Genomic DNA, 22,699 nt, shown 5'->3' with positions numbered 1-22,699 from the left:
CACGAGACCGAATCAGGATGTCCGACCAAACCAGTCAGCCCAACTCGTCCAACGGTCTCGCGCATCTTCTCACCGGCAGGCTCCGCTCGAAACTGGCCGCCGGCGTCACGCACCTGACAAGCGGCAGCGGTCCCACGCTCGACTACTCGTCGCCTCCGGGCGACCCTGGTCTGTTCGGCCCGGACTCGGTGTGCTGGAAAGTCCACGCCGATTTCACATCGATGATGACAGGCGGCATCAGCGCGCTTCTGCTCCAGGCGCTGCACCCGCTGGCGCTCGCCGGCGTGTGGGACCATTCGACGTTTCGCACGGATATTCTTGGCCGCCTGCGCCGCACCGCGACGTTTATCGCGGGCACGACCTTCGGCAGCCGGCGCGACGCACTGGCGCTGATCGAACGTGTGAAGCACATTCATCTTGGCGTGAACGGCGTCGCGCCTGACGGCCGGCCCTATCGCGCAAGCGAACCCGCGCTGTTGACCTGGGTGCATGTCGCCGAAGTATCGAGCTTCATGACCGCGCACTTGCGCTATGTGAATCCATCGCTGCAGATCGCCGCGCAGGATCAGTACTTCATGGAGACCGCACGAATTGCGGAGATGCTCGGCGCATCGGACATTCCGCGTTCGCGCGCCGAGATCGACGCTTATCTGCTCGCGATGCAGCCCGGGCTTTTCGCCAGCGAGCGCACGCGCGAAGTCGTGAGGGTTCTGATGAACGCGCCCGCCCCGAGCCTATCGATGCGGCCGGCCGGCGTGTTGATGGTCAACGCTGGCGTCGACCTTCTGCCCGATTGGGCACAGGCGATGTTGGGATTTCAGCGCTATGCGATGCTTCGCCGCGCGGTGGCGAGGCCAGGTGTGCGGCTGATCGCGCCGGTCATTCGCTGGGCGCTGGTGAATGGTGTGTCGAAACGGGCGCGCCGGCGTGTCGCCGCTGGCGTACGCGAAACGGAGTAACACGAGCGACGGCGCTCGAACGCGCACAAGCTGCGCGATCAAACGTCAGTGACAACAACCGCGTGAATATGCGGTAAATCGCGACACCCATCTTCGGCAGCCCGAATTCGCTGGCCGCGTGCGGACGCTCCGAATCAGCCGCGCGAACTCACGCCGCCCAATCGACGCGCGCCAATCACCGCCCCGGCTACAGCACCTTCTTGAAACTATCATCCTCGCTCGGTGCATCGAGGTGCGAGACGTCCGCCCACGACACGATCGTCGCCTTGCCATTGTCGAAATCCACCGTGTTCACGCTCGTGTTCAGCAGCGGGTAGTTACGCGGCGCATCGAGCGGCAAACCGCAGGCAAAGCGTCGCACGCAATCAAGCACGCCGCCGTGCGCGACGCAGGCAATCCGCCCACCGGGATGCGCGGCGACCAGCGGTTCGATCGCGTGCAGCACGCGATGGTAGAGCGTGCGTAGCGACTCGCCGTCCGGCGGTGCGAAGCCTGCATCGCGGGTTTGCCAGTGCGCGTATTCATCGGGGAAACGCAGGGCGATCTCGTCGCTATCGTGGCCTTGGAACGCGCCGTAGGAACGCTCGCGCAGACCCTCCCGCAACTGCAGCGGCAAGCTGAGCACGTCGGCGACCGGCTGGGCAGTTTGCTGCGCGCGTTGCAGGTCGCTCGAATAAATCGCGTCGAGCCGCGCGCCCCGCTTCGCCTCATCGGCCATGCGGCGCGCCAGGCGCTGCGCTTGCGCGAGCCCCGTGGTAGCGAGCGGAATGTCGATGTGACCTTGAATGCGCTTGATGCGGTTCCAGTCGGTCTCGCCGTGCCGGATGAACAGAATCTGCGTCGTCATGGAATGAAAGTGGGCGCCTTGGCCGGTGTTGCCGAGCCGCTATTGTCGCAAAAGCGGCTGGAGGAATGGATGCACACGCCAAGGTGCGCATTGAAGGACAAAGCTTAGGCGTTCGTCTTTAGCCAGAACGTGACCGGCCCGTCGTTGACGAGCGAGACCTGCATGTCGCCGCCGAACTCGCCGGTCCCGACGATCGGATGTTTCACGCGCGCCGTCGCGACGAAGTAGTCGAACAGGCGCTTGCCTTCATCCGGCGGCGCGGCCGGCGTAAAGCTCGGACGCAGGCCGCTGTTGGTGTCCGCGGCCAGCGTGAACTGCGACACGAGCAGCAAACCGCCCGCGCGCCCGGCGCCGTCGATATTCTGCACGGAGAGATTCATCTTGCCGGCAGCATCGCTGAACACGCGGTAGCCGAGCACCTTGGCGAGCAGCCGGTCGGCGGCTGCCTCGGTGTCGCCGCGTTCGGCGCACACGAACGCGAGCAGGCCCGCTTCGATCGCGCCGGTCACGCGGTCGGCCACGCGCACTTCCGCGCGCCGCACGCGTTGGATCAGCGCGATCATCGGCTCAACTCCGGAAGCGCCGCTCTGAACATCAGGCTGTCAGCGTAACGCGCGCAAAACGGCGCTTGCCGACCTGCACGACGTACTCGCCGGCTTCGACTTTCAGGCCCTTGTCGGACACGGTCGCGCCGTCGATCTTCACACCGCCCTGTTCGATGTTGCGCAGCGCTTCGCTCGTCGACGGCACGAGATTGGCCTGCTTGAGCAACTGGCCGATCGCGAGCGGTGCGCCCGCGAGCGTCACGCCCGGAATATCGTCCGGCACGCCGCCTTTCGCGCGATGGTTGAAGTCTTCGAGCGCGCGCTCGGCATCGGCTTGCGAGTGGAAGCGCGCGACGATTTCCTGGCCGAGCAGCACCTTGAAATCGCGCGGATTGCGGCCCGCTTCGATTTCCCTCTTGAACCCGGCGATTTCGTCCATCGGACGGAACGACAGCAGTTCGAAGTAACGCCACATCAGCACGTCGGAAATGCTCATCAGCTTGCCGAACATGTCAGTTGGCTTTTCGCTGATGCCGATGTAGTTGTTCTTCGACTTCGACATCTTCTCGACGCCGTCCAGCCCTTCGAGCAGCGGCATCGTCAGAATACATTGCTGTTCCTGGCCGTATTGCTTCTGCAACTCGCGGCCTACCAGCAGGTTGAATTTCTGGTCCGTGCCGCCGAGTTCGAGATCCGCGTTCAGCGCGACCGAGTCGTAGCCTTGCATCAGCGGATACAGGAACTCGTGAATCGAGATCGGCACGCCACCCTGAAAACGCTTGGTGAAGTCTTCGCGTTCGAGAATCCGCGCCACCGTGTAGCGTGACGCAAGTTTGATCATGCCGTCGGCGCCGAGCGGCATCGACCATTCGCTGTTGTAGCGGATCTCGGTTTTCTCGCGGTCGAGCACGAGCGCGGCCTGATCGAAATACGTTTTCGCGTTCGATTCGATCTGCTCGCGCGTGAGCGGCGGACGCGTGGCGTTGCGGCCCGACGGATCGCCGATCAGCGACGTGAAATCGCCGATCAGGAAGATGACGGTGTGGCCGAGATCCTGCAACTGACGCATCTTGTTCAACACGACCGTGTGGCCGATGTGGATGTCCGGCGCGGTCGGATCGAGCCCGAGTTTGATACGCAGCGGCGTGCCCGTGGCCGCGCTCTTCGCGAGTTTTTGCGCGAATTCGTCTTCGATCAGCAGTTCGTCGACACCGCGTTTGGTGACGGCGAGGGCGTGACGGACTTCGTCGGTGATCGGGAAAGCGGCAGCGGGATTAGGCTTGGTGGACTCGGTGCTCATGCTGGAAACGTGAAGTCGCGAAAAAAGGAGATTGTCCCATAGATGCGCGCCGCCGCGCCCAATGAGGCACCTAAGAACGCCCCGCCGGTGCACGATTTCTCCGTTCAACGTCGTGCCACCCGCGTCGCGACGCTTTATATTCGACCGCGCTTCACCCGATAATCTGCTACAACGAATCGCAACGAACCATCGAGAGGAGCAGCAACGTGGTGCAAGACCCCGCAGACGGCGTCTATTTTGGATTGATGTCCGGCACCAGCATGGACGGCGTGGACGGCGTGGCCGTCAGGTTCGCGCAAGGCAAGCCGCCGGTGGTGCTGGCCGAGGCGTTCGTCGGCTTTGCCGCGGGTCTGCGCGATGCATTGTTCGCGCTCCAGCAACCCGGCGACAACGAGATCGAGCGCGAGGCGCTCGCTGCCAATGCGCTCGCCACGCGTTACGCCGTGTGTTGCCACGACCTGCTGCACAACAGCCGCGTGCCCGCCGCGGAGGTGCGCGCGATCGGCGTGCATGGGCAGACGGTGCGGCATCGGCCGGAAAAGGGCTATACGCGGCAAATCAACAACCCGGCATTGCTCGCGGAAATGATGCATATCGACGTGATCGCCGATTTCCGCAGCCGCGACGTCGCGGCCGGCGGCCAGGGCGCACCGCTCGTGCCGGCGTTTCACGCCACGGTGTTCGGGGCGAAAAACGAAACGCGCGTGGTTTGCAATCTCGGCGGCATCAGCAATATCACGATTCTGAACGCGACCGGCAGCGTGCGCGGCTTCGACTGCGGGCCGGCCAATGCGCTACTCGACGAGTGGGCGCAACGCCATCTCGGCAAACCGTTCGATGAGAACGGCCATTTCGCGGCGGGCGGCCAGGTGGATCGCTCGCTGTTGAACACCTTGCTCGATGAGCCCTTTTTCGCGCAACAGCCGCCGAAGAGCACCGGCCGCGACCTGTTCAACGCGCAATGGCTCGACGCGAAGCTGCAGCCGTTCGCCGGACTCGACCCCGCCGACGTGCAAGCGACGCTGGTGGCGCTCACGGCGGTGACAGTCGCGCGCGAAGTCGAACGGCACGCGTCGGATGCGAGAGCGGTCTATGTCTGCGGCGGCGGCGCGCGCAATCCGGAGATCCTGAAGGCCTTGCAGCAGGCGCTGGAAGAAAGCGGCGTGAGCGGCGTACCCGTCATGACGACGGATGCGCTGGGCGTGCCGCCAAGCCAGGTCGAGCCGCTGGCGTTCGCCTGGCTTGCGATGCGCTGCGTGGCGCGCTTGCCAGGCAATCTGCCGGCGGTGACGGGCGCGTCGGCCGAGCGCGTGCTAGGAGCAATCTATCCGCGCTGACCGATGCACAGTTTATTGGTGCTGGAAATAAGAAACGGGGCCGAAGCCCCGTTTTTTATTTCAACCTGTTGCTCAACGAGCCATCACACCGAGAACGATGAGCCGCAACCACAGGTGGTCGTAGCATTCGGGTTCTTGATGACGAACTGCGCGCCGTTGATGTCGTCCTTGTAGTCGATCTCAGCGCCGACCAGGTACTGGTAGCTCATGGAATCGATCAGCAGCTGGACGCCGCTCTTGTTCATGACGGTGTCGTCTTCGTTGACGGCTTCGTCGAAGGTAAAACCGTACTGAAAGCCCGAGCAGCCGCCGCCCTGCACGAAAACGCGCAGTTTGAGGTCCGCATTGCCTTCTTCTTCGATCAGTTGCTTGACCTTGTCAGCCGCTGCGTCGGTAAAAACGAAGGGGGCGGGCATCTCGGTCACGGGTGTATCGGTGACTGCGTTCATTCGAACTCTCCAAAAAGCTTCTAACCGCTATTGTAGGGCTGATCTCGATATCGTGCTGAAGCCCACAAAATCAATGGGTTCTTCCGGCAAATTGATGGACGGCGCATTTCTGCCGCCGCCAGCCCCGCCAGGCGGGATACATCGCCGCTTTGGCGACGAGTTCGTTGCGGCAGCACCGGGAGCACTGAGCCGCAAACCCATGAAAAAAGCCGCCAACGCGAAAGCGTTGGCGGCTTTTGCAGCGCGCCAGCCCGAAAGCCGGCTCGCGCCCGAAGCGATTAACGCTTCGAGAATTGCTTCCTGCGACGTGCCTTGTGGAAGCCGACCTTCTTACGTTCGACTTCACGTGCGTCACGCGTAACGAAGCCAGCCTTCGACAGTTCCGGCTTCAGCGTTGCGTCGTAGTCCATCAGCGCGCGCGTGATGCCGTGGCGAACCGCACCGGCTTGGCCCGTTTCACCGCCACCGTTCACGTTGACTTTGATGTCGAACGTAACGCCGTGGTTCGTGAGTTCCAGCGGCTGACGCACGATCATGAGCGACGTTTCGCGCGAGAAGTAATCGGCGATAGGCTTGCCGTTGACAATGATCTCGCCCTTGCCAGCCTTGATGAAGACGCGTGCGACGGCGCTCTTGCGGCGGCCCGTGCCGTAATTCCAGTTACCGATCATGTGGGCTCCCCTTAGATCTCGAGCGCTTTCGGCTGTTGTGCCGAATGCGGATGCGTTGCTTCAGCGTAGACCTTCAGCTTCTTGATCATCGCGTAGCCGAGCGGGCCCTTCGGCAGCATGCCCTTGACCGCTTTCTCGAGCGCGCGGCCCGGGAAGCGTTCTTGCATCTTGCCGAACGTCGTTTCATAGATACCGCCCGGGTAGCCCGAGTGACGGTAGTACTTCTTGTCAGTAGCCTTGTTGCCCGTGACGCGCAACTTACCCGCGTTGATAACGATGATGAAATCACCGGTGTCGACGTGCGGAGTGAATTCAGGCTTGTGCTTGCCGCGAAGACGGTGTGCCACTTCGCTGGCGACACGCCCGAGAACCTTATCCGTCGCGTCAATCACGTACCATTCACGCGTAACCTCATGGGCTTTTGCGGAAAACGTCTTCATGATCGATCCAAAAAAATTGCTGCGCCCAATGTGTTTTTTCCTGCTTGTAGTGTGCGCATCGAGGCGCGTGCAGGCTCTCCCTGGTTCTTCCTCCGCGGGCGCGGATGCGGAAAAGCCCTGAATTATAAAGGAATTTGCTACGGCAAGTCAAAACGTACGGGAACGTGCGTGAGATTTCGCGGCGATCCGGCTATTGGAAGCGCGATTTGACGCACTATCGGAAGCGCGATTTGACGCACTATCGCGCCCGAACGCGCAGGACGCGGGCGAAAAAAAACCCGAACGAGCGGTTCGGGTTTAATCCACCAAAGGAGGAGGTGGAGGAGACAGAAACGATTATATGAGCCGACCTTGTGCGATGCAAGAACATTTGCATTGCGAAATGTGATTTCACAAAGTGAAATCACATTTTCTCGACACCATGTCGCAAATTTTCCTTTTAAATCAAACTCTAAATACCGCTAGCGCGACCATGCGGCTAGGTGTCATCTAGAGTAAAACCCCTAACCATGTCAGGGCCTTCCCGAATCGGCTGAACATGCCGCAGCGCAACACGCAAGCCGCATCCGGCATAACTGGAAGCAAAAGTCGCCTCGGGCAGACACCCAAACACCCGGCTACAATGCCCTTTCGATAAAGTAAACGCGCGGTGGAGCACAGCATGGAATGCAAGGTGAGCTGGATGGGGCAGGACGGGATGGCGTTCGCAGCCGAGACGGGCAGCGGTCATCTGGTGACAATGGATGGCGCGCCTGAAGGCGGCGGCCGCAACCTCGCGCCGCGTCCGATGGAAATGGTTTTGCTCGGCACGGGCGGCTGCACCGCCTACGACGTCGTGATGATCCTGAAGAAAAGCCGTCAGGAAATCAGCGATTGCTCGGTGACGCTGAAGGCCGAACGCGCCAGCGAAGATCCAAAAGTGTTCACCAAGATCCACTTTCACTTCACCGTGACGGGGAAGAATCTGAACCCCGCCACCGTCGAACGCGCGATCAACCTGTCGCACGACAAATACTGCTCGGCGTCGATCATGATCGCCAAGACCGCTGAGTTGACGCACTCGTTCGACATCGTCGCGGGCTGATTGCTGCCTTGCGGCGACCGCGGCGCGGGTGCCGGACGAACGCTCGCCGCCCTGCACGCGCACTAAAAGAAAAATGCCGGCGTCCAGATGGACGCCGGCATTTTTTGTCAGGTGGCAAAGCAAGCCGATAAGCCGGATTCTGTGCACGCGCAACGTCCGAAGACGCGACGCGCGTGGCAGCCATTCCTCTAGGCGCGCCATTGCTGACGCGCTCAAGCTTCCTACCCGCAGACGTGACAGGGGCCCCGTCCTGCATCTCGAAGATGCTAGCCTGCCTACTTGGAATTGCTCCGGGTGGAGGTTACCGTGCCGGTCTGCCTTGCAGCAGCCGCGGTGCGCTCTTACCGCACCGTTTCACCCTTACCTGATCCCGGCTTGCGCCGGGCCATCGGCGGTTTGCTTTCTGTTGCCCTGTTCCGCGTGTTGCCACGGATGGCCGTTAGCCATCACCCTGCCCTGTGGAGTCCGGACTTTCCTCGCCCTCTTTGGCCGAAACCTCGGAGGCCGCGACTGCCTGGCCTGCTTTGCTGGGGCGGATTTTAACATCTGCGGGACGGACGGCCCGGTTTAACCGCTGAAATAGCCGAACGGCCAGGAGAATCCGAGGTCGGTTCCGCGTCGGAACCCGAACGCACCCGCCGCGCTCACCGCGCACGCCGCCCCGGGCGAAACACGGAGGTGTCGTCGTAAAACGCGGGCGACTCGTTCTCCGGCCACCAACCCGGAACACCCAGCACCGGCAACGGCGCAAACATGCGGCTTGTCAGCGCATCGGTATTCAGCAGCGCTGCCGCGATGGACTCGTCCAGCCAGGCGTCTCGCTTCGCAGCATCCCAGTCGAAATACACGGCCGGCACTTCGACGATCCAGGCATGCCCCGTGCAAGCCTTGAACGGCGCAATCAGCTTCTCCATCAGCGCATGGCCGAAACATCGCACTTCGCAACTCGCCCCCCATGCATCGCGCCGGGCCACCAGCAGCGTATGCCAGTCGAACCCACGCAAGGCCTCGCTCAAAGCAGGATCAGCGCAAGCGAACAGCAGCGCGTTCTCGTCGAACAGGGTTAGCGCATCGCGCACGCCGCCGCGGGTCGGACCAACGCCCAACACGTCGATGGCCGCCGACTGCCGTGCGTTCAGCGCCGTTTTGATGCGCGGAAAGGCGAACCACATCGACGCATTGAAGAAGTCGTGCAGATTGTGGCGCGTCGGCACGCAGCCGGTCGACGCGATATGCGCCTCGTACGCCGCGCCGGCAGGCAAATCATCTTGCGCGATGAACGCGAGGCGCTGACCGCGCCCCGTGACCTGCCGCATCTCGCGGGCATCGGCGTTCATTTCGGCGAGCAATGCCGCGTAGCTCGTCAGGGCCGCTTGCTGCCACCGCTTGCCGCGTTCGGCAAAAGGCGCGAACCACGGCCTGGTCCAGTCGATTGCGGCAAAGCCCGTCGGCTCCGCCTCTCGCGCCTGCATCTTGCTGAGCCTTAAACCAGCCGCCAGCCAATCGACTCGCCGCCGCGCAGCGGCACGACCGGCGTATCGCCGACCGGCAATTCAGCCGGCAGCGTCCATTCCTCGCGGCGCAGCGTGACCTTCTCTTCACTGCGCGGCAGGCCGTAGAAGTCGGCGCCGAAAAAGCTCGCGAAGCCTTCGAGCTTGTCGAGCGCGTTGGCCTGGTCGAATGCTTCCGTGTAGAGCTCCAAAGCGTGCAGCGCCGTATAGCAACCCGCGCAGCCGCACGCATGCTCTTTCAGCCCCTTCGGATGCGGCGCGCTATCCGTGCCGAGGAAGAAACGCGGATTGCCCGAGGTCGCGGCCTCGACCAGCGCCACGCGATGCCTTTCCCGCTTCAACACCGGCAAACAGTAGTAATGCGGCCGAATACCGCCCTGGAAGATCGCGTTGCGGTTGTACAGCAGGTGGTGCGCCGTAATCGTCGCGCCCAGCAGTTCCGGCGCCGCGCCGGCTTCGCGGATATAGTCCACCGCGTCTTTCGTGGTGATGTGCTCGAACACCACCTTCAGCGCCGGAAACGCGCGGCGCAACGGCGCCATGACCCGGTCGATGAACACCTTCTCGCGGTCGAACAAGTCGATCGACGAATCCGTCACTTCGCCGTGCACGAGCAGTGGCATGCCGACTTCCTGCATGACCTCGAGCGTTTTCGCGCACTTCATGATGTCGGTGACGCCCGCGTCCGAATTGGTCGTCGCGCCCGCCGGATACAGCTTCACGCCATGCACGAAGCCGCTTTCGCGAGCGCGGCGGATTTCGTCGGGCGGCGTGTTGTCGGTGAGGTACAGCGTCATCAGCGGTTCGAATTTCGCGCCTTCGGGAATCACGGCGACGATCCGCTCGCGATACGCCTGCGCCATCGTGGTGGTCGTGACCGGCGGCTTCAGGTTCGGCATGATGATCGCGCGGCCGAACTGGCGCGCGGTGTCCGGCAACACGGCCGCCAGCATTGCGCCGTCGCGGACGTGCAGGTGCCAGTCATCCGGACGGGCGAGCGTGATGGAGTCGATAGAAGCGTTGGAAGCGGTCATGGCGGCGGGGGACGAGATTCGACGACAAAAGCCAATCTATGCGGTCTATCCGCAACGTTGCGGCATAAACACGTGTCAATTTTGCTATTTGGCGTTTCTGGCTCGGTGATATGCTTGGAAAATCATCATTGTAACGGCTCGCCCCGTTCACAGGCTTACCCGCAACATGTGCCAACTTCTTGGAATGAACTGCGCCGCGCCAACGGACGTCACGTTCTCGTTCACCGGCTTTGCGGCGCGCGGCGGCGTCACCGATCACCACGCCGACGGCTGGGGTATCGCCTTCTTCGAAGACAAAGCCTGCCGTCTGTTCATCGACCATCAATCGTCGGCGACCTCGCCGATCGCCGAAATGGTCAAGCGCTACCCGATCAAATCGAAGAACACGATCGCGCATATTCGCAAGGCGACGCAAGGGCATATCCTGCTGGAAAATTGCCACCCGTTCATGCGCGAACTGTGGGGACGTCACTGGATCTTCGCGCATAACGGCGACCTCAAGGATTATTCGCCGGCGCTATCGGGTGTGTATCAGCCGGTTGGCACAACCGACAGCGAACTCGCTTTCTGCGCGCTCCTCGAAGGCCTGCGCAAGGCGTTTCCCGGCGCGCAGCAACCGCCGCTCGACGAACTGTTTGCCGCGCTCGAAACCCTCACGCGTGAAATCACGCAGTTTGGCGTATTCAATTTCCTGATGTCGAATGGCCAGGCGCTGTTCGCGCATTGCTCCACGCATCTGCACTACATCGTGCGGCGCTGGCCGTTTTCCACCGCGCATCTCGTCGACGCCGACGTGTCGATCGATTTCGCCAAATACACGACGCCCGAAGACCGCGTCGCGGTGATCGCCACCAAGCCGCTAACCGACAACGAAGTCTGGACCGCCTTCGAACCGGGCGATCTGATGATGTTCCAACACGGCGACGTGATCGGCCGCGTCAATGTGCCGGTGCCGGCTTCGGTGCTGGAAAAGCTGCGCAATCCGGCTTTGGATGCGTCGGCGTCGGCGAGCACGATCGCGGCTTCGACTGGCTCGTCGTCCGATGCGCAAGCCGAGGTCGATCTCGAAGCCGCAGACGACGCCGCTGCATTCGAATCCTGAGCGCGCGAGCATTCGCCAGAAAACGAATCGCCAGAAACAACAAAGCCGCTTCTTACGAAGCGGCTTTTTTCTGCCCGCGACACGCCGCGACGCGTGGCCTGCGCGCCGCGATGCCACAACAAACTCAGTGCAGGATCTTCGCCAGAAAATCCTTCGCGCGATCCGACTTCGGATTGGCGAAGAAGTCTTCCTTACGGTCGTCCTCAACGATCAAGCCTTTGTCCATGAAGATCACGCGGTGCGCGACCTTCTTCGCGAAGCCCATTTCGTGCGTCACGCACATCATGGTCATGCCTTCCTGTGCGAGTTCGACCATCACGTCCAGCACTTCGTTGATCATTTCCGGATCAAGCGCGGAGGTCGGCTCGTCGAACAGCATGGCGATCGGATCCATCGACAACGCGCGCGCAATCGCCACGCGCTGTTGCTGACCACCCGACAACTGGCCCGGAAACTTGTCCGCATGCGCACGCAGGCCGACGCGATCGAGCAGTTTCAAACCCTTCGCCGTCGCTTCGTCGTTTGAGCGGCCGAGCACCTTCACCTGCGCGAGCGTGAGGTTCTGCACGATCGACAGATGCGGGAACAGCTCGAAGTGCTGGAACACCATGCCGACCTTGGCACGCAGCTTCGACAGATTGGTTTTCTTGTCGGTGAGCGACTGGCCGTTGATGACAATCTCGCCCTTCTGGAACGGCTCGAGGCCGTTGACGGTTTTGATCAGCGTGGATTTGCCCGAGCCCGACGGCCCGCACACCACCACCACTTCACCCTTTTTGACTTCCGTCGTGCAGTCGGTCAGCACTTGAAACTGGCCGTACCACTTCGAAACATTCTTGATAGAGATCATCTTGCGACCTTTTTCTGAAGACCTTTGACGAGGCTCGACGCGACCACACAGATCACGAAATAACACGCGCCCGCGAACAGTACCATTTCGACATTCGTACCGTCACGGTCGCCAATATTCGTGGCGGTGCGGAAGAAGTCGGCGAGGCTGATCACGTAGACGAGCGACGTATCCTGAAACAGCACGATACCTTGCGTGAGCAGCAGCGGCACCATGGCGCGGAACGCCTGCGGCAGCACGATCAGACGCATGGACTGCGCGTACGTCATGCCGAGCGCGAACGACGCGTTGACCTGCCCGCGCGCCACCGACTGAATGCCGGCGCGGATGATTTCCGAATAGTAAGCCGCCTCGAACAGCGAGAACGCGACCATGGCCGACGCGAGGCGAATGTCGATATCCGGCGACAAACCGAGCACGTTTTGCAGCACTTGCGGCACGATCAGGAAGAACCACAGCAGCACCATCACCAGCGGGATGGAACGGAAAATCGTCACGTAGCCCTTCGCGAACCACTCGAAGGGTTTGAACGACGACAACCGCAACATCGCGAGAATAGTGCCCCAGACGATACCGAACACGATTGCGATCAGCGTGATCTTGAACGTGACGATGGCGCCGGTCCACAGCGTAGGCAATGCGCCCGGAATACCGCTCCAGTCGAAATGGTGCATTACTTGCCTCCGATATAGCCGGGCAACCGGGTCTTGGCTTCGACCCAGCGCATGAGTTGCATCACGACCAGATTGATCAGCATGTACGCGATCGTGACCGCGATGAACGACTCATACGTCTGCGACGTGTAGTCGACCAGTTGGCGCGCCTGAGCGGACAGATCGAGCAGACCGATCGTCGACGCCACCGCCGAGTTTTTGAAGATATTCAGAAACTCGGAAGTCAGCGGCGGCACGATGATGCGGTAGGCGACCGGCAGCAGCACATATCGATACGTCTGCCATTGCGTGAAGCCCATGGCCAAACCCGCGGCGCGCTGACCCTTCGGCAAGGCGTTGATCCCCGAGCGCACCTGCTCGCACACGCGCGCAGCCGTGAATAGCCCGAGACAGATAATCGACGACGAGAAAAACTGCGCGCTCGGCGGCAGTTGCTTGAACCAGTTGCCGATCGAAGCGGGCAGCAACTCCGGTATCACCAGATACCAGATGAAGAACTGCACGATCAGCGGGATGTTACGGAAAATCGCGACATAGAGCGTGCCGATGCCCGACGCCCATTTATTCGGCACCGTGCGCAGCACGCCGAACAACGAACCGACGATCAGCGCGATCACCCACGCCGACAGCGACACGGTAATCGTCACCCAGAAGCCCGACAGCAGCCAGCCCAGATACGTGGTCGGCTCGCCGGTGGAGACGGGACTCAGCAGAATGCCCCAGTTCCAGTGATATGACATGACCAAGACTCCAGCAAAAAGAAACGGAAGAAGCGCGTGGCCCCTTCCGTTTCGTTCAGCGTTTCAAAAAAACAGCTAAGGTTTAATCGATTGCCTTGTCATTCGGGCTCTTGTAGAGCGCCTTGATGTCGTCGCTTTCCGGGAAGTTCAGGTTCAGGCCCTTCGGCGGGATCGGCGATTCGAACCACTTCTTGTAGATCGCGTCAGCTTCGCCTGAGGTTTCGACCTTGGCGATCGCGTCGTCGACTACCTTCTTGAACTCCGGATCGTTCTTGCGAATCATGCAGCCGTACGCTTCATGCGATTGCGGCGTGCCGACAATCACGAAATCGCCCGGATTGTTCGACTTCGCGCGTTCGCCCGCGAGCAGCGCGTCGTCCATCATGAAGGCAGCGGCGCGGCCCGTGGAGAGCGTCAGGAACGACTCGCCGTGGTCCTTCGCGCTGATGATGTTCATGCCCATGCTCTTGTCCTGGTTCATCTTGCGAAGCAGGCGCTCGGACGTGGTGCCGGCGGTCGTGACAACCGTCTTGCCCTTCAGGTCCGCCCAGTCCTTGATGCCGGAGTCTTTCTTGGTCATCAGGCGCGTGCCGATCACGAAGATCGTGTTCGAGAAGGCAGCCTGCTGCTGACGTTCAGCATTGTTCGTGGTCGAACCGCATTCCATGTCCACGGTGCCGTTCTGCACCAGCGGAATACGGTTTTGCGACGTGACCGGCGTGAGCTTGACCTTCAGGTTCGGCATGTTCAGCTTCTGCTTCACTGCCTCTACGACCTTCAGCGCGAATTCCTGCGAGTAGCCGATGACGTTCTGCTTGTCGTCGTAATACGAAAACGGGATCGACGATTCGCGATGACCCAGCGAAATGACACCCGTGTCCTTGATCTTTTTCAGCGTACCAGCGTCTTGCGCATGCGCGCCAACCGTAAACAGTCCGAGAGTCGCGAGCAGCAGCGCAGCTTTTTTAACCTTCATGTGTGATCTCCTTGGCAAGAACCGGCGCCAGTTTAGCAAAGTAATTATTCTGAAAGTATGGCTATAAACCATGTTGTTGCGCGCGCGCCGCTAGGGGTTTGCGGCGCTTTGGGGGCAGGTCGGTCAACCTTTCCGCATATGCAAAGGCGGGCGGCATCGAAACGATGCCGCCCGCCGGGTCGAACACGCAGTCTTGTGGACCGCGCTGAAGCAAGGATTGGCGGCGGTCCCGCGGGGTAGCGGAACCGCCGTTTGAAGCGGAAAAGAAGCCGAAAGAAGCCGATAGATCAGGGATACAGGCCGCGCAGTTCGCGTGCTTCCAGGATCCGCTTACATGCGACGATAAACGCCGCTGTCCGCACGGACACCTTCTGCTCGCTCGACACTTGCCACACTGCGGCAAACGCTTCACGCATCACGCGCTCGAGGCGCTGGTTGATCTCGTCTTCCGTCCAGAAGAAGCTCGAGAAGTCCTGCACCCACTCGAAGTACGACACGGTCACGCCGCCGGCATTGGCCACCACGTCCGGAATCACGAGGATGCCGCGATCGTGCAGGATGTCGTCCGCAGCCGTGGTGGTCGGGCCGTTCGCGCCTTCCACGACGATCTTCGTCTTGATCTTGCTGGCGTTCTTTTCGGTGATCTGGTTTTCCAGCGCCGCCGGAATCAGGATGTCCGATTCGACGGTCCAGAACTCCTCGTTCGTGACTGCGTCGGCTTCGGGGAAACCACCCACGCCGCCCGTCCTGGCCACGTGTTCGAGCAGTGCGACGGCGTCGATACCGGTCGACTTGTACAGCGAGCCGGTGTGATCCTGCACCGCGACCAGTTTCGAACCGGCTTCCTGGAACAGACGCGCCGCGATGCCGCCCACGTTACCGAAACCTTGAACCGCAATGCGTGCGCCTTCGATATCGACGCCGATACGGCGCGCGGCTTCCGAAGCCGTCACGAACACGCCGCGGCCCGTCGCCTCGCGGCGGCCAAGCGAACCGCCCAGCGTGATCGGCTTGCCCGTCACCACGCCAGTGGCCGTTTGGCCTTGGTTCATCGAGTACGTGTCCATCATCCACGCCATGATCTGCTCGTTCGTGTTCACGTCCGGCGCGGGAATGTCCGTATTCGGTCCGATGATGATGCCGATCTCGCTGGTGTAACGGCGCGTCACGCGCTCCAGTTCACCACGCGACAAGGTGCGCGGGTCGACACGGATGCCGCCCTTCGCGCCGCCGTACGGCACGTTCACCGCAGCGTTCTTCACCGACATCCACGCCGACAAGGCCATCACTTCCGACAACGTCACGTCCTGGTGGTAACGCACACCGCCCTTGCCCGGACCGCGCGACACGTTGTGCTGCACGCGATAGCCTTCGAAGTGAGCGACCGTGCCGTTATCGAGTTCGATAGGCACGTCGACGATCAGAATGCGCTTCGGGCGCTTCAGGGTTTCGAGCCAGCGGGACAGGGAGCCGAGGTACGGGGCGACGCGATCGACCTGACGCAGGTAGTTGCCCCACGGGCCGAGATCGTCTTTATTCAGGTAGGAAGGAACCGACTGCAACGTTGATGCGGATTGGGCTGCTTGTGCTGCCTGTTGCTGGGATGACATGAACGCTCCGGCGTTGAACGAATGTCAGCATTGTGGAAAAACGCCGTTTTGAAATCCAATGCCGTTTCCTTATCCGATTATGTTTTTTTTGCATAACCATCAAGAAGCCGCAAATTCGCGTCGCAAGGAGGCAGGATTTCAGGCCGTGCCTTGCGCCAGTTCTTGCGACACCACCTCCCACAATTGACGCGCGAGTATCTGTCGCGCATCGTCGCTCTTCGCCGCGAGCTTGTCGCGATAGAGGCGAATCTCCATGGTCAGTGTGAGCTGGCCTTCCGGCGTGCCGCGCGTCGCGCGGTCAAGACGGATCAGCTTGCCGTCCGCGACCGCGTCCTCGACCGCGCTGTGCGGCAGGAAGGCAATGCCGTGCCCGGCCAGCGCCATCGCCTTGAGTCCCTCGGCCATGTCGGTTTCGTAGAGGCGGTCGAGGTACAGGCGCTCCGGCGCGTTGGCGAGTATCACTTCGGTCATGCGTCCCAGATAGGCGTTCGGCGTGTAGGACAGGTAAGGCGTGGGCGCCTCGCCCGTGCCCGGCAACGTATGACGCGGCCGGCCGGCGCGGCCCGGCGCCGAAAACGGACTGATCGGTTCGTTGCCGAGCGTCAGCATGTCGTAGCGGCCCGGATCGAGCGCGACCGGATGACTGGGATGGTGATAGCCCATCATCAGATCGCAGCCGCCTTCCACCAGCGACAACGCCGCGTCGTGCACGTTCAGGGCCCGCAGACGCGTGTGGATCGGACCCAGATGGGCTTCGATCCGCTGCAGCCAGCGTGGAAAGTAAGTCAGCGACAACGTGTGCGGCACGGCGAACTCGATGGTCGCCTGTGGCGTCGCCGTATGGCCGCGCAGCAGGGCGCGGGCTTCGTGGAACTGCGAGAGCATCGCGAGCGCCTGTTCGTTGAATACCTGGCCGGCCGCCGTGAGCCGCGTCGGATAGACCGAGCGGTCGATCAGCTCCGTGCCGAGCCATGCTTCGAGCGCCTGAATCCGCCGGGAGAACGCCGGCTGCGTGACGTGGCGCAATTCAGCCGAGCGGCTGAAACTACGCGTTTCCGCGAGCGAAACGAAGTCTTCGAGCCATTTCAGTTCCATGCGGGGCCTGCTGCCGACGGGAGAGAGGAAGTCAGCATTCTAGTGGGTGTCGTGAGACCGGCAGGTGCGGCCGTGCGCGAGATCGCGTGATGACCCCACGTCAGGAAATCGGATTGCGCCGATGGCGCCGCCCGGCCGCGAGCCGCTATCTTGCTGCACGCACGCCCCGGCGGCAGCGCGCCGCACCCTCCATCAACTCTCTCAGATAACGCGCCTTCCCGTGCGCGAGACCCGCCATGTCACCACTCGTCTCCATCATCACGCCGACGGCCAATCGCGACCGCTTCCTGCCGGCCATTGCGCGCTGCGTGCTGCGCCAGCAGGTCGACTGGGAATGGCTAATCCTCGACGACAGCCCCGAGCCGAGCGCGTATTTGCAGGCGCTGGCTTTGCAGGACGCGCGCATTCGCTACTTTCATTCCTCGGTGCGCATGTCGATCGGCGCCAAGCGCAACGCGCTGATCGCGGAGTCGCGCGGCTCGCTGATCGCTCATTTCGACGATGACGACCACTACGCGCCGCACTACCTCGCGCACATGGTCACGACGATGCAGGAGAACCGCGCGGATCTGATCAAGCTGTCGGGCTTCTTCATGTACGCGCCGCACACGCAGTTCTTCGGCTACATGGACCTGAATGCCAAGGTGGGCTTGCACTACGAACTGAGCGGGCGTTCGGTCAGCCCTATCGAATTCCACGAGAAGATGCAGATCGGCGCGGACTTCATCCTGTTCTACGGCTTCTCCTATGTGTACGACAAAACGCTGGCCGCGGTCTCGGCCTTCGACGACATCAATCTGTGCGACGACGAGAGCTTCATCCGGCGCGTAGTCGAATCGGGCCGCAACGTGATCGCGGTGGACGATCCGCAGGCGAGCTGCCTGCATCTGGTCCATCCCGGTTCCACCTCGCGCTGCTTTTCGCGCTACTCGCTGCCGCCGTTCACGCTGCCTACCCTGTTCCCCGGCTACGAAGGTTATCCGGGCTAGCCGCCGCACGGGCGTTACGCTGGCGCCGCGCGGCGCAGCGTCGAAATCGGCCAGTCGGCGTCAGGTGGTAAAATTCGCGGTTCCCGCAGTTTCCTCCGCGTTTTCACCCTTGCGCCACGCCGCCATCATGTCCGACACCCATCCCGACACCCTGTTCGCGCTGAACGCGCTCTCCCCGCTCGACGGCCGCTACGCCTCGAAAACCGAAGCCCTGCGCGTCTGGCTCTCGGAAGCCGCATTCATGCGCAATCGCGTGACGGTCGAAATCCATTGGTTGATCGCGCTCTCGCGCGCCGGTTTCGCCGAAGTGCCGCGCTTTTCCGAAGCGTCCGAGCAATTCCTGCTGCAACTGGCCGAGCGCTTCACCGCGCACGACGCCGCGCGCATCAAGGAAATCGAACGTGTGACGAATCACGACGTGAAAGCGGTCGAGTACTGGCTGAAAGAATCGGTGAAGGGTCAGGCGGAACTGGAGCGCGCGAGCGAGTTCATCCACTTCGCCTGCACGTCGGAAGACATCAACAACACGTCGCACGGCCTGATGCTGGCGGGCGCCCGCGAACACGTGATCCTGCCGGCGCTGCGCTCGGTGCATCAGCGTCTCGTCGCTCTCGCTCACGCCCACGCCGAGCAGCCGATGCTGTCGCGCACGCACGGCCAGCCGGCCAGCCCGACTACGCTCGGCAAGGAACTCGCCAACGTCGCGGCCCGCCTTGAACGCGCGATCGATCGTATCGCCAAGGTCGAACTGCTGGGCAAGATGAATGGTGCGGTCGGCAACTTCAACGCGCATCTCTCTGCGTATCCGGAATTCGATTGGGAAGCGTTCTCGCGCGAAGTCGTCGAGCAACGTCTGAAACTCACCTTCAATCCGTACACGATCCAGATCGAGCCGCATGACTATATGGCCGAACTGTTCGACGCGGTCTCGCGCGCCAACACGATCCTGCTGGACCTGGATCGCGACGTCTGGGGCTACATCTCGGTCGGTTACTTCAAGCAGCGCACCAAGGCGGGCGAAATCGGTTCGTCGACCATGCCGCACAAGGTCAACCCGATCGACTTCGAAAACTCGGAAGGCAATCTCGGCCTGGCTAACGCCACGCTGCGCCACCTCGCCGACAAACTGCCGGTCTCGCGCTGGCAGCGTGACCTGACCGATTCGACGGTGCTGCGCAATATCGGCGTCGCGTTCGGTTACTCGCTGCTCGCGTACGACTCGCTGATCCGCGGTCTGGACAAGCTGGAAGTGAATGCGCTGCGTCTGAACGAAGACCTCGACAACTGCTGGGAAGTGCTGGCCGAGCCGGTGCAAACGGTGATGCGCCGTTACGGCATCGAGAATCCGTACGAGCAGTTGAAGGAACTGACGCGCGGCAAAGGCATCACGCGTGAAGCGCTGCAAACGTTCGTCAACGGCCTCGCGATTCCGCAGGACGCGAAAGACCGCTTGCTCGCGATGACGCCGGGTTCCTATATCGGCAAGGCCGTCGAATTGGCTAAGCGGATCGCTTAAGCGGTCTCGATTGCCGATTGCCTCGTTAAAGTCGAGGCGTAAAAAAACCGCTCCGTTCATGGAGCGGTTTTTCATTTGCAGCAGCGAAACAAACTCACTTGCGCGCTTCGACCTGCTTCAGCACCTCGACGACGATTTCTTCCGGGGACAATTCGATGCTCACCGTGATCGCTTCGTCCGGGCTCGGCTCTTCAAGTGTATCGAGCTGGCTTTGCAGCAGCGACGGATCGAAGAAATGCCCGGTGCGCGTGGTCAGACGCTGCTCCAGCACCTCACGCGAACCCTTCAGATACACGAAGCACACGTCCTTGTCGCCATCGCGCAAAACGTCGCGGTACGAGCGCTTCAGCGACGAGCAGGTGAACACGGCCGTCTCGCCCGCCTTCTCCTTCTCGACGATCGCGGCGCGGATGGTTTGCAGCCACGGCCACCGGTCTTCATCGGTAAGCGGAATGCCGTGGTGCATTTTCTCTTTGTTGGCGGCGCTGTGAAACGCGTCGCCATCGGTGAACGCGCAATGCAGGCGTTCCGCCAGCATTTCGCCAATTCTCGTCTTGCCGGCGCCCGACACGCCCATTGCGATCAGAATCATCAAAAACTCCTTACACGACCGCCGCGAGTGCGAAGGTCAAACCCAAGCCCATCAGTGAAATGATGGTTTCGAGGAGCGACCATGTCTTGAAGGTCTGCCCCACCGTCATACCGAAGTATTCCTTGATCAGCCAGAAACCGCCGTCGTTCACGTGCGAGAAGATCAGCGAGCCCGAACCGGTGGCGAGCACCAGCAATTCCGGCTCGACATGCACACCGCTAGCCGAAGCGATCGGTGCGACGATGCCGCACGCGGTGGTCATGGCGACCGTCGCCGAACCCGTGGCCAGACGAATCAGTGCGGCCACCAGCCAGCCGAACAACAGCGGCGACAGATGCATGGCCGTTGCCACATTGACGATTTCCTTCGAAATGCCGCTATCCATCAGCACGCGCCCGAAACCGCCGCCCGCGCCGACGATCAGCGTGATGCCCGCGATCGGCGCGAGACAGTCACCGCAGAATTTCTGGATCTGCTCGCGAGTGAAACCGCGGCTCGCACCGAAGGTCCAGAAGCTCACCAGCACGGCGATCAGCAGCGCGACGTCCGAATTGCCGGCGAAGTGCAGCAGATCGTTCGGCAAGGTTTTCGGCGTGGTGAAGAGATCGGCCCAGCTTCCCACCAGCATCAGAATCACCGGCAGCAGGATTGTGAGCAGCGTGATGCCGAAGCTCGGCAGTTCACGCTTGGGTGCCACGTTCTGCACTGCGTTTTGCTCGCCGTTTTTGGTCTCGTCACCGTGGCCGAGAAATTGCGCGGCTAGCGCGTTCTCTTTCGGCAGCTTGATGTAGCGGCTGATCAGCAACGCGAACAGCGGACCCGCGACGATCGCGGTCGGCACACCGACGATCAGCCCATAAGCGATGGTCCTGCCGATATCCGCGTGATACGCCTGCACCGCGAGCATCGCGGCCGGGTGCGGCGGAAGCAGGCCGTGCACGACGGACAGACCCGCCACCATCGGCAAGCCGACCAGCAGCAACGACTTGTTGGTGCGCTTGGCGACGTTGAACGCGATCGGGATCAGCAGCACGAAACCGACTTCGAAGAACACCGGCAAGCCGACGATGATCGCCACGATCATCATGGCCCAATGGATGTTCTTCTCGCCGAAGAAGTTGATCAACGTGGTGGCGATGCGCTCGGCGCCGCCCGACTCGGCCATCATCTTGCCGAGCATGGTGCCCAGACCGACCACGATGGCGATATGCCCAAGCGTATTGCCGTTACCCGTTTCGAACGATTTGACGATGGTCGCCATCGGCATGCCGGATGCAAGACCCAGCAGCAACGACACGATGATCAGAACGAGGAACGGATAAACCTTGTAGCGTGTGATCAGCAGGATCAGCAATGCGATGGCGATCACCGCGAAGACCAGCAGCGTGCTGCCGTGGACAGCTTCCATGAAGCTCCTCCTTTTGCGTTATTGATTCTGAGTGCGTGCGGAACACAGCCAGCACCGTGTCTCACGGCGACCTGTACGGCGCCTTGAAACCGGGCTGACCGCGCGGACGCTGAATTTTACTGTTTGTTATCTGAAGACGTGCGCCAATTCTCCGCGCATATCGCAAAAAGAGCCTCGCCAAGACAGCCTGAACAGCTGTATCGACGAGGCTCCTTCGTGTCGGACCTTGATAAAGGGTTAACGAGCGCGCGGATTCAACCTAGTGAGCCGGCGCCGCCAGCTGGCTCGCGGCACGCGCCAGACGCGTGACCTCGTCCCAGTTTTGCGCGGCGAGCGCGGCTTTCGGCGTGAGCCATGAGCCGCCCACGCATACCACGTTCGGCAGCGACAGGAAATGCGTGGCCGTTTCCGCCGTGATGCCGCCGGTCGGGCAGAACTTCAGATTCGGGAACGGGCCGTGGAACGCTTGCAGCATCGGCACGCCGCCGGCTTGCTGCGCCGGAAAAAACTTCACGATCTCGTAGCCGAGCTCGAGCGCCGCGATGATGTCCGTCGGCGTCATCACGCCCGGCAGCAGGGGCAAGCCCGCATCCTGCGCGGCCTTGTGCATGTCTCTTGTCAGGCCGGGCGAGACGCCGAACTGCGCGCCCGCCTTCTTGGCCTGAGCGCAATGCTCGGGCTTCGTAATCGTGCCGACACCCACCACGATATCTTCGGCCAACTGGCTCGCGCGTTCGATCGCTTCGAGGCCTGCTGCGGTGCGCAAGGTGATTTCCAGCACCTTCACGCCGCCCGCGTGCAGCGCGCGCGACACGTGTTCACCCTGTTCGACCGAGTCGAACGCGAGCACCGGAATCACCGGGCCGAGGCGCACGATATCGCTTACTGTTTTCGACGTCATAGTCAGACTCCTTGTTCTGCAGCACTTGGCTGGCTTGAGTGGTGCTTGTTGGGTGCCGATTTGCTGCTT

General features: G+C 61.7%; 23 protein-coding genes and 1 other RNA gene. 6 read left to right on the top strand and 18 right to left on the bottom strand.

Annotation, left to right across the window (positions count from 1 at the left end):
* The first annotated feature begins 17 nt into the window (after positions 1-17).
* Complete coding sequence (locus B0G71_RS01010) at positions 18-959, top strand: oxygenase MpaB family protein (protein WP_116139168.1); 942 nt, start codon at positions 18-20, stop codon at positions 957-959.
* Positions 960-1,146: 187 nt separating this feature from the next.
* On the opposite strand, the gene B0G71_RS01005 is transcribed toward B0G71_RS01010, so the two are convergent.
* The 3 genes from B0G71_RS01005 to tyrS form a co-directional block, all read right to left on the bottom strand.
* Positions 1,147-1,806, bottom strand: coding sequence for a histidine phosphatase family protein (locus tag B0G71_RS01005; protein WP_116139166.1), 660 nt, complete (start codon positions 1,804-1,806; stop codon positions 1,147-1,149).
* A gap of 104 nt (positions 1,807-1,910) precedes the next feature.
* Positions 1,911-2,369, bottom strand: a complete 459-nt coding sequence (gene dtd, locus B0G71_RS01000; protein WP_116139164.1) for a D-aminoacyl-tRNA deacylase — start codon at positions 2,367-2,369, stop codon at positions 1,911-1,913.
* A 31-nt stretch (positions 2,370-2,400) separates the two neighbouring features.
* The gene (tyrS, locus tag B0G71_RS00995) at positions 2,401-3,651 is read right to left on the bottom strand and encodes a tyrosine--tRNA ligase (RefSeq protein WP_116139162.1); all 1,251 of its coding nucleotides are present in this window, start codon (positions 3,649-3,651) and stop codon (positions 2,401-2,403) included.
* A 206-nt stretch (positions 3,652-3,857) separates the two neighbouring features.
* Here tyrS and B0G71_RS00990 point away from each other — a divergent pair, with 206 nt between their 5' ends.
* Positions 3,858-4,988 (top strand): anhydro-N-acetylmuramic acid kinase, encoded by a 1,131-nt coding sequence (locus B0G71_RS00990; protein WP_116139160.1) that lies wholly within the window; start codon positions 3,858-3,860, stop codon positions 4,986-4,988.
* 83 nt (positions 4,989-5,071) lie between these two features.
* On the opposite strand, the gene erpA is transcribed toward B0G71_RS00990, so the two are convergent.
* The 3 genes from erpA to rplM all read right to left on the bottom strand — a co-directional run bounded on the left by erpA (position 5,072) and on the right by rplM (position 6,548).
* The gene (gene erpA, locus B0G71_RS00985) at positions 5,072-5,437 is read right to left on the bottom strand and encodes an iron-sulfur cluster insertion protein ErpA (RefSeq protein WP_007180424.1); all 366 of its coding nucleotides are present in this window, start codon (positions 5,435-5,437) and stop codon (positions 5,072-5,074) included.
* Positions 5,438-5,715: 278 nt separating this feature from the next.
* Complete coding sequence (rpsI, locus tag B0G71_RS00980) at positions 5,716-6,108, bottom strand: 30S ribosomal protein S9 (RefSeq protein WP_007180423.1); 393 nt, start codon at positions 6,106-6,108, stop codon at positions 5,716-5,718.
* 11 nt (positions 6,109-6,119) lie between these two features.
* Entirely contained in the window at positions 6,120-6,548 is a 429-nt protein-coding gene (gene rplM, locus B0G71_RS00975; RefSeq protein ID WP_007180422.1) for a 50S ribosomal protein L13, read from the bottom strand.
* A gap of 661 nt (positions 6,549-7,209) precedes the next feature.
* Between rplM and B0G71_RS00970 the strand changes: the two genes are divergently transcribed.
* Positions 7,210-7,632 carry an OsmC family protein gene (locus B0G71_RS00970; RefSeq protein WP_106284016.1) on the top strand — a complete coding sequence of 141 codons (423 nt, stop codon included), beginning with the start codon at positions 7,210-7,212 and terminating at the stop codon, positions 7,630-7,632.
* Between the two features lie 112 nt (positions 7,633-7,744).
* Here the strand turns inward: B0G71_RS00970 and rnpB are convergent.
* From rnpB to pyrC, 3 genes are all read right to left on the bottom strand, one after another.
* An RNA gene (gene rnpB / locus B0G71_RS00965) (RNase P RNA component class A) lies at positions 7,745-8,158 on the bottom strand.
* 118 nt (positions 8,159-8,276) lie between these two features.
* Positions 8,277-9,104, bottom strand: a complete 828-nt coding sequence (locus B0G71_RS00960; RefSeq protein ID WP_116139158.1) for a DUF3025 domain-containing protein — start codon at positions 9,102-9,104, stop codon at positions 8,277-8,279.
* Between the two features lie 11 nt (positions 9,105-9,115).
* On the bottom strand, positions 9,116-10,177 hold the full coding sequence (gene pyrC / locus B0G71_RS00955; protein WP_116139156.1) for a dihydroorotase: 1,062 nt from the start codon (positions 10,175-10,177) through the stop codon (positions 9,116-9,118).
* Between the two features lie 166 nt (positions 10,178-10,343).
* Between pyrC and B0G71_RS00950 the strand changes: the two genes are divergently transcribed.
* Positions 10,344-11,279 carry a class II glutamine amidotransferase gene (locus B0G71_RS00950; protein ID WP_116139154.1) on the top strand — a complete coding sequence of 312 codons (936 nt, stop codon included), beginning with the start codon at positions 10,344-10,346 and terminating at the stop codon, positions 11,277-11,279.
* A 124-nt stretch (positions 11,280-11,403) separates the two neighbouring features.
* On the opposite strand, the gene B0G71_RS00945 is transcribed toward B0G71_RS00950, so the two are convergent.
* The 6 genes from B0G71_RS00945 to B0G71_RS00920 form a co-directional block, all read right to left on the bottom strand.
* Positions 11,404-12,129, bottom strand: coding sequence for an amino acid ABC transporter ATP-binding protein (locus tag B0G71_RS00945; protein ID WP_012434314.1), 726 nt, complete (start codon positions 12,127-12,129; stop codon positions 11,404-11,406).
* Entirely contained in the window at positions 12,126-12,803 is a 678-nt protein-coding gene (gltK, locus tag B0G71_RS00940; RefSeq protein WP_116118276.1) for a glutamate/aspartate ABC transporter permease GltK, read from the bottom strand. The genes B0G71_RS00945 and gltK overlap by 4 nt, the downstream gene beginning before the upstream one ends.
* On the bottom strand, positions 12,803-13,543 hold the full coding sequence (locus tag B0G71_RS00935; RefSeq protein ID WP_106284011.1) for an amino acid ABC transporter permease: 741 nt from the start codon (positions 13,541-13,543) through the stop codon (positions 12,803-12,805). Before B0G71_RS00935 ends, gltK begins: the two co-directional genes overlap by 1 nt.
* Positions 13,544-13,625: 82 nt before the next feature.
* Positions 13,626-14,519 carry a glutamate/aspartate ABC transporter substrate-binding protein gene (locus tag B0G71_RS00930; protein WP_106284010.1) on the bottom strand — a complete coding sequence of 298 codons (894 nt, stop codon included), beginning with the start codon at positions 14,517-14,519 and terminating at the stop codon, positions 13,626-13,628.
* Between the two features lie 287 nt (positions 14,520-14,806).
* The gene (locus tag B0G71_RS00925; RefSeq protein WP_116139152.1) at positions 14,807-16,129 is read right to left on the bottom strand and encodes a Glu/Leu/Phe/Val dehydrogenase; all 1,323 of its coding nucleotides are present in this window, start codon (positions 16,127-16,129) and stop codon (positions 14,807-14,809) included.
* A 138-nt stretch (positions 16,130-16,267) separates the two neighbouring features.
* Positions 16,268-17,224 (bottom strand): LysR family transcriptional regulator, encoded by a 957-nt coding sequence (locus B0G71_RS00920; protein ID WP_116118278.1) that lies wholly within the window; start codon positions 17,222-17,224, stop codon positions 16,268-16,270.
* A 236-nt stretch (positions 17,225-17,460) separates the two neighbouring features.
* Here B0G71_RS00920 and B0G71_RS00915 point away from each other — a divergent pair, with 236 nt between their 5' ends.
* Together B0G71_RS00915 and purB are read left to right on the top strand one after the other, a co-directional pair.
* Complete coding sequence (locus B0G71_RS00915) at positions 17,461-18,213, top strand: glycosyltransferase family A protein (protein ID WP_116139150.1); 753 nt, start codon at positions 17,461-17,463, stop codon at positions 18,211-18,213.
* A gap of 127 nt (positions 18,214-18,340) precedes the next feature.
* Positions 18,341-19,729 carry an adenylosuccinate lyase gene (gene purB / locus B0G71_RS00910; RefSeq protein WP_116148250.1) on the top strand — a complete coding sequence of 463 codons (1,389 nt, stop codon included), beginning with the start codon at positions 18,341-18,343 and terminating at the stop codon, positions 19,727-19,729.
* A gap of 94 nt (positions 19,730-19,823) precedes the next feature.
* On the opposite strand, the gene B0G71_RS00905 is transcribed toward purB, so the two are convergent.
* The 3 genes from B0G71_RS00905 to eda all read right to left on the bottom strand — a co-directional run bounded on the left by B0G71_RS00905 (position 19,824) and on the right by eda (position 22,630).
* Entirely contained in the window at positions 19,824-20,321 is a 498-nt protein-coding gene (locus tag B0G71_RS00905) for a gluconokinase (protein WP_116139148.1), read from the bottom strand.
* 10 nt (positions 20,322-20,331) lie between these two features.
* The gene (locus B0G71_RS00900; RefSeq protein ID WP_116139146.1) at positions 20,332-21,729 is read right to left on the bottom strand and encodes a GntP family permease; all 1,398 of its coding nucleotides are present in this window, start codon (positions 21,727-21,729) and stop codon (positions 20,332-20,334) included.
* 259 nt (positions 21,730-21,988) lie between these two features.
* Positions 21,989-22,630, bottom strand: a complete 642-nt coding sequence (eda, locus tag B0G71_RS00895; RefSeq protein ID WP_116139144.1) for a bifunctional 4-hydroxy-2-oxoglutarate aldolase/2-dehydro-3-deoxy-phosphogluconate aldolase — start codon at positions 22,628-22,630, stop codon at positions 21,989-21,991.
* Positions 22,631-22,699 lie beyond the last annotated feature (69 nt).

This window comes from Paraburkholderia sp. BL27I4N3 (assembly GCF_003386115.1).
GTDB lineage: Bacteria > Pseudomonadota > Gammaproteobacteria > Burkholderiales > Burkholderiaceae > Paraburkholderia.
The sequence above is the reverse complement of the archived record's forward strand: the minus strand, read 5'-3'. Positions and strand labels throughout refer to the sequence as shown.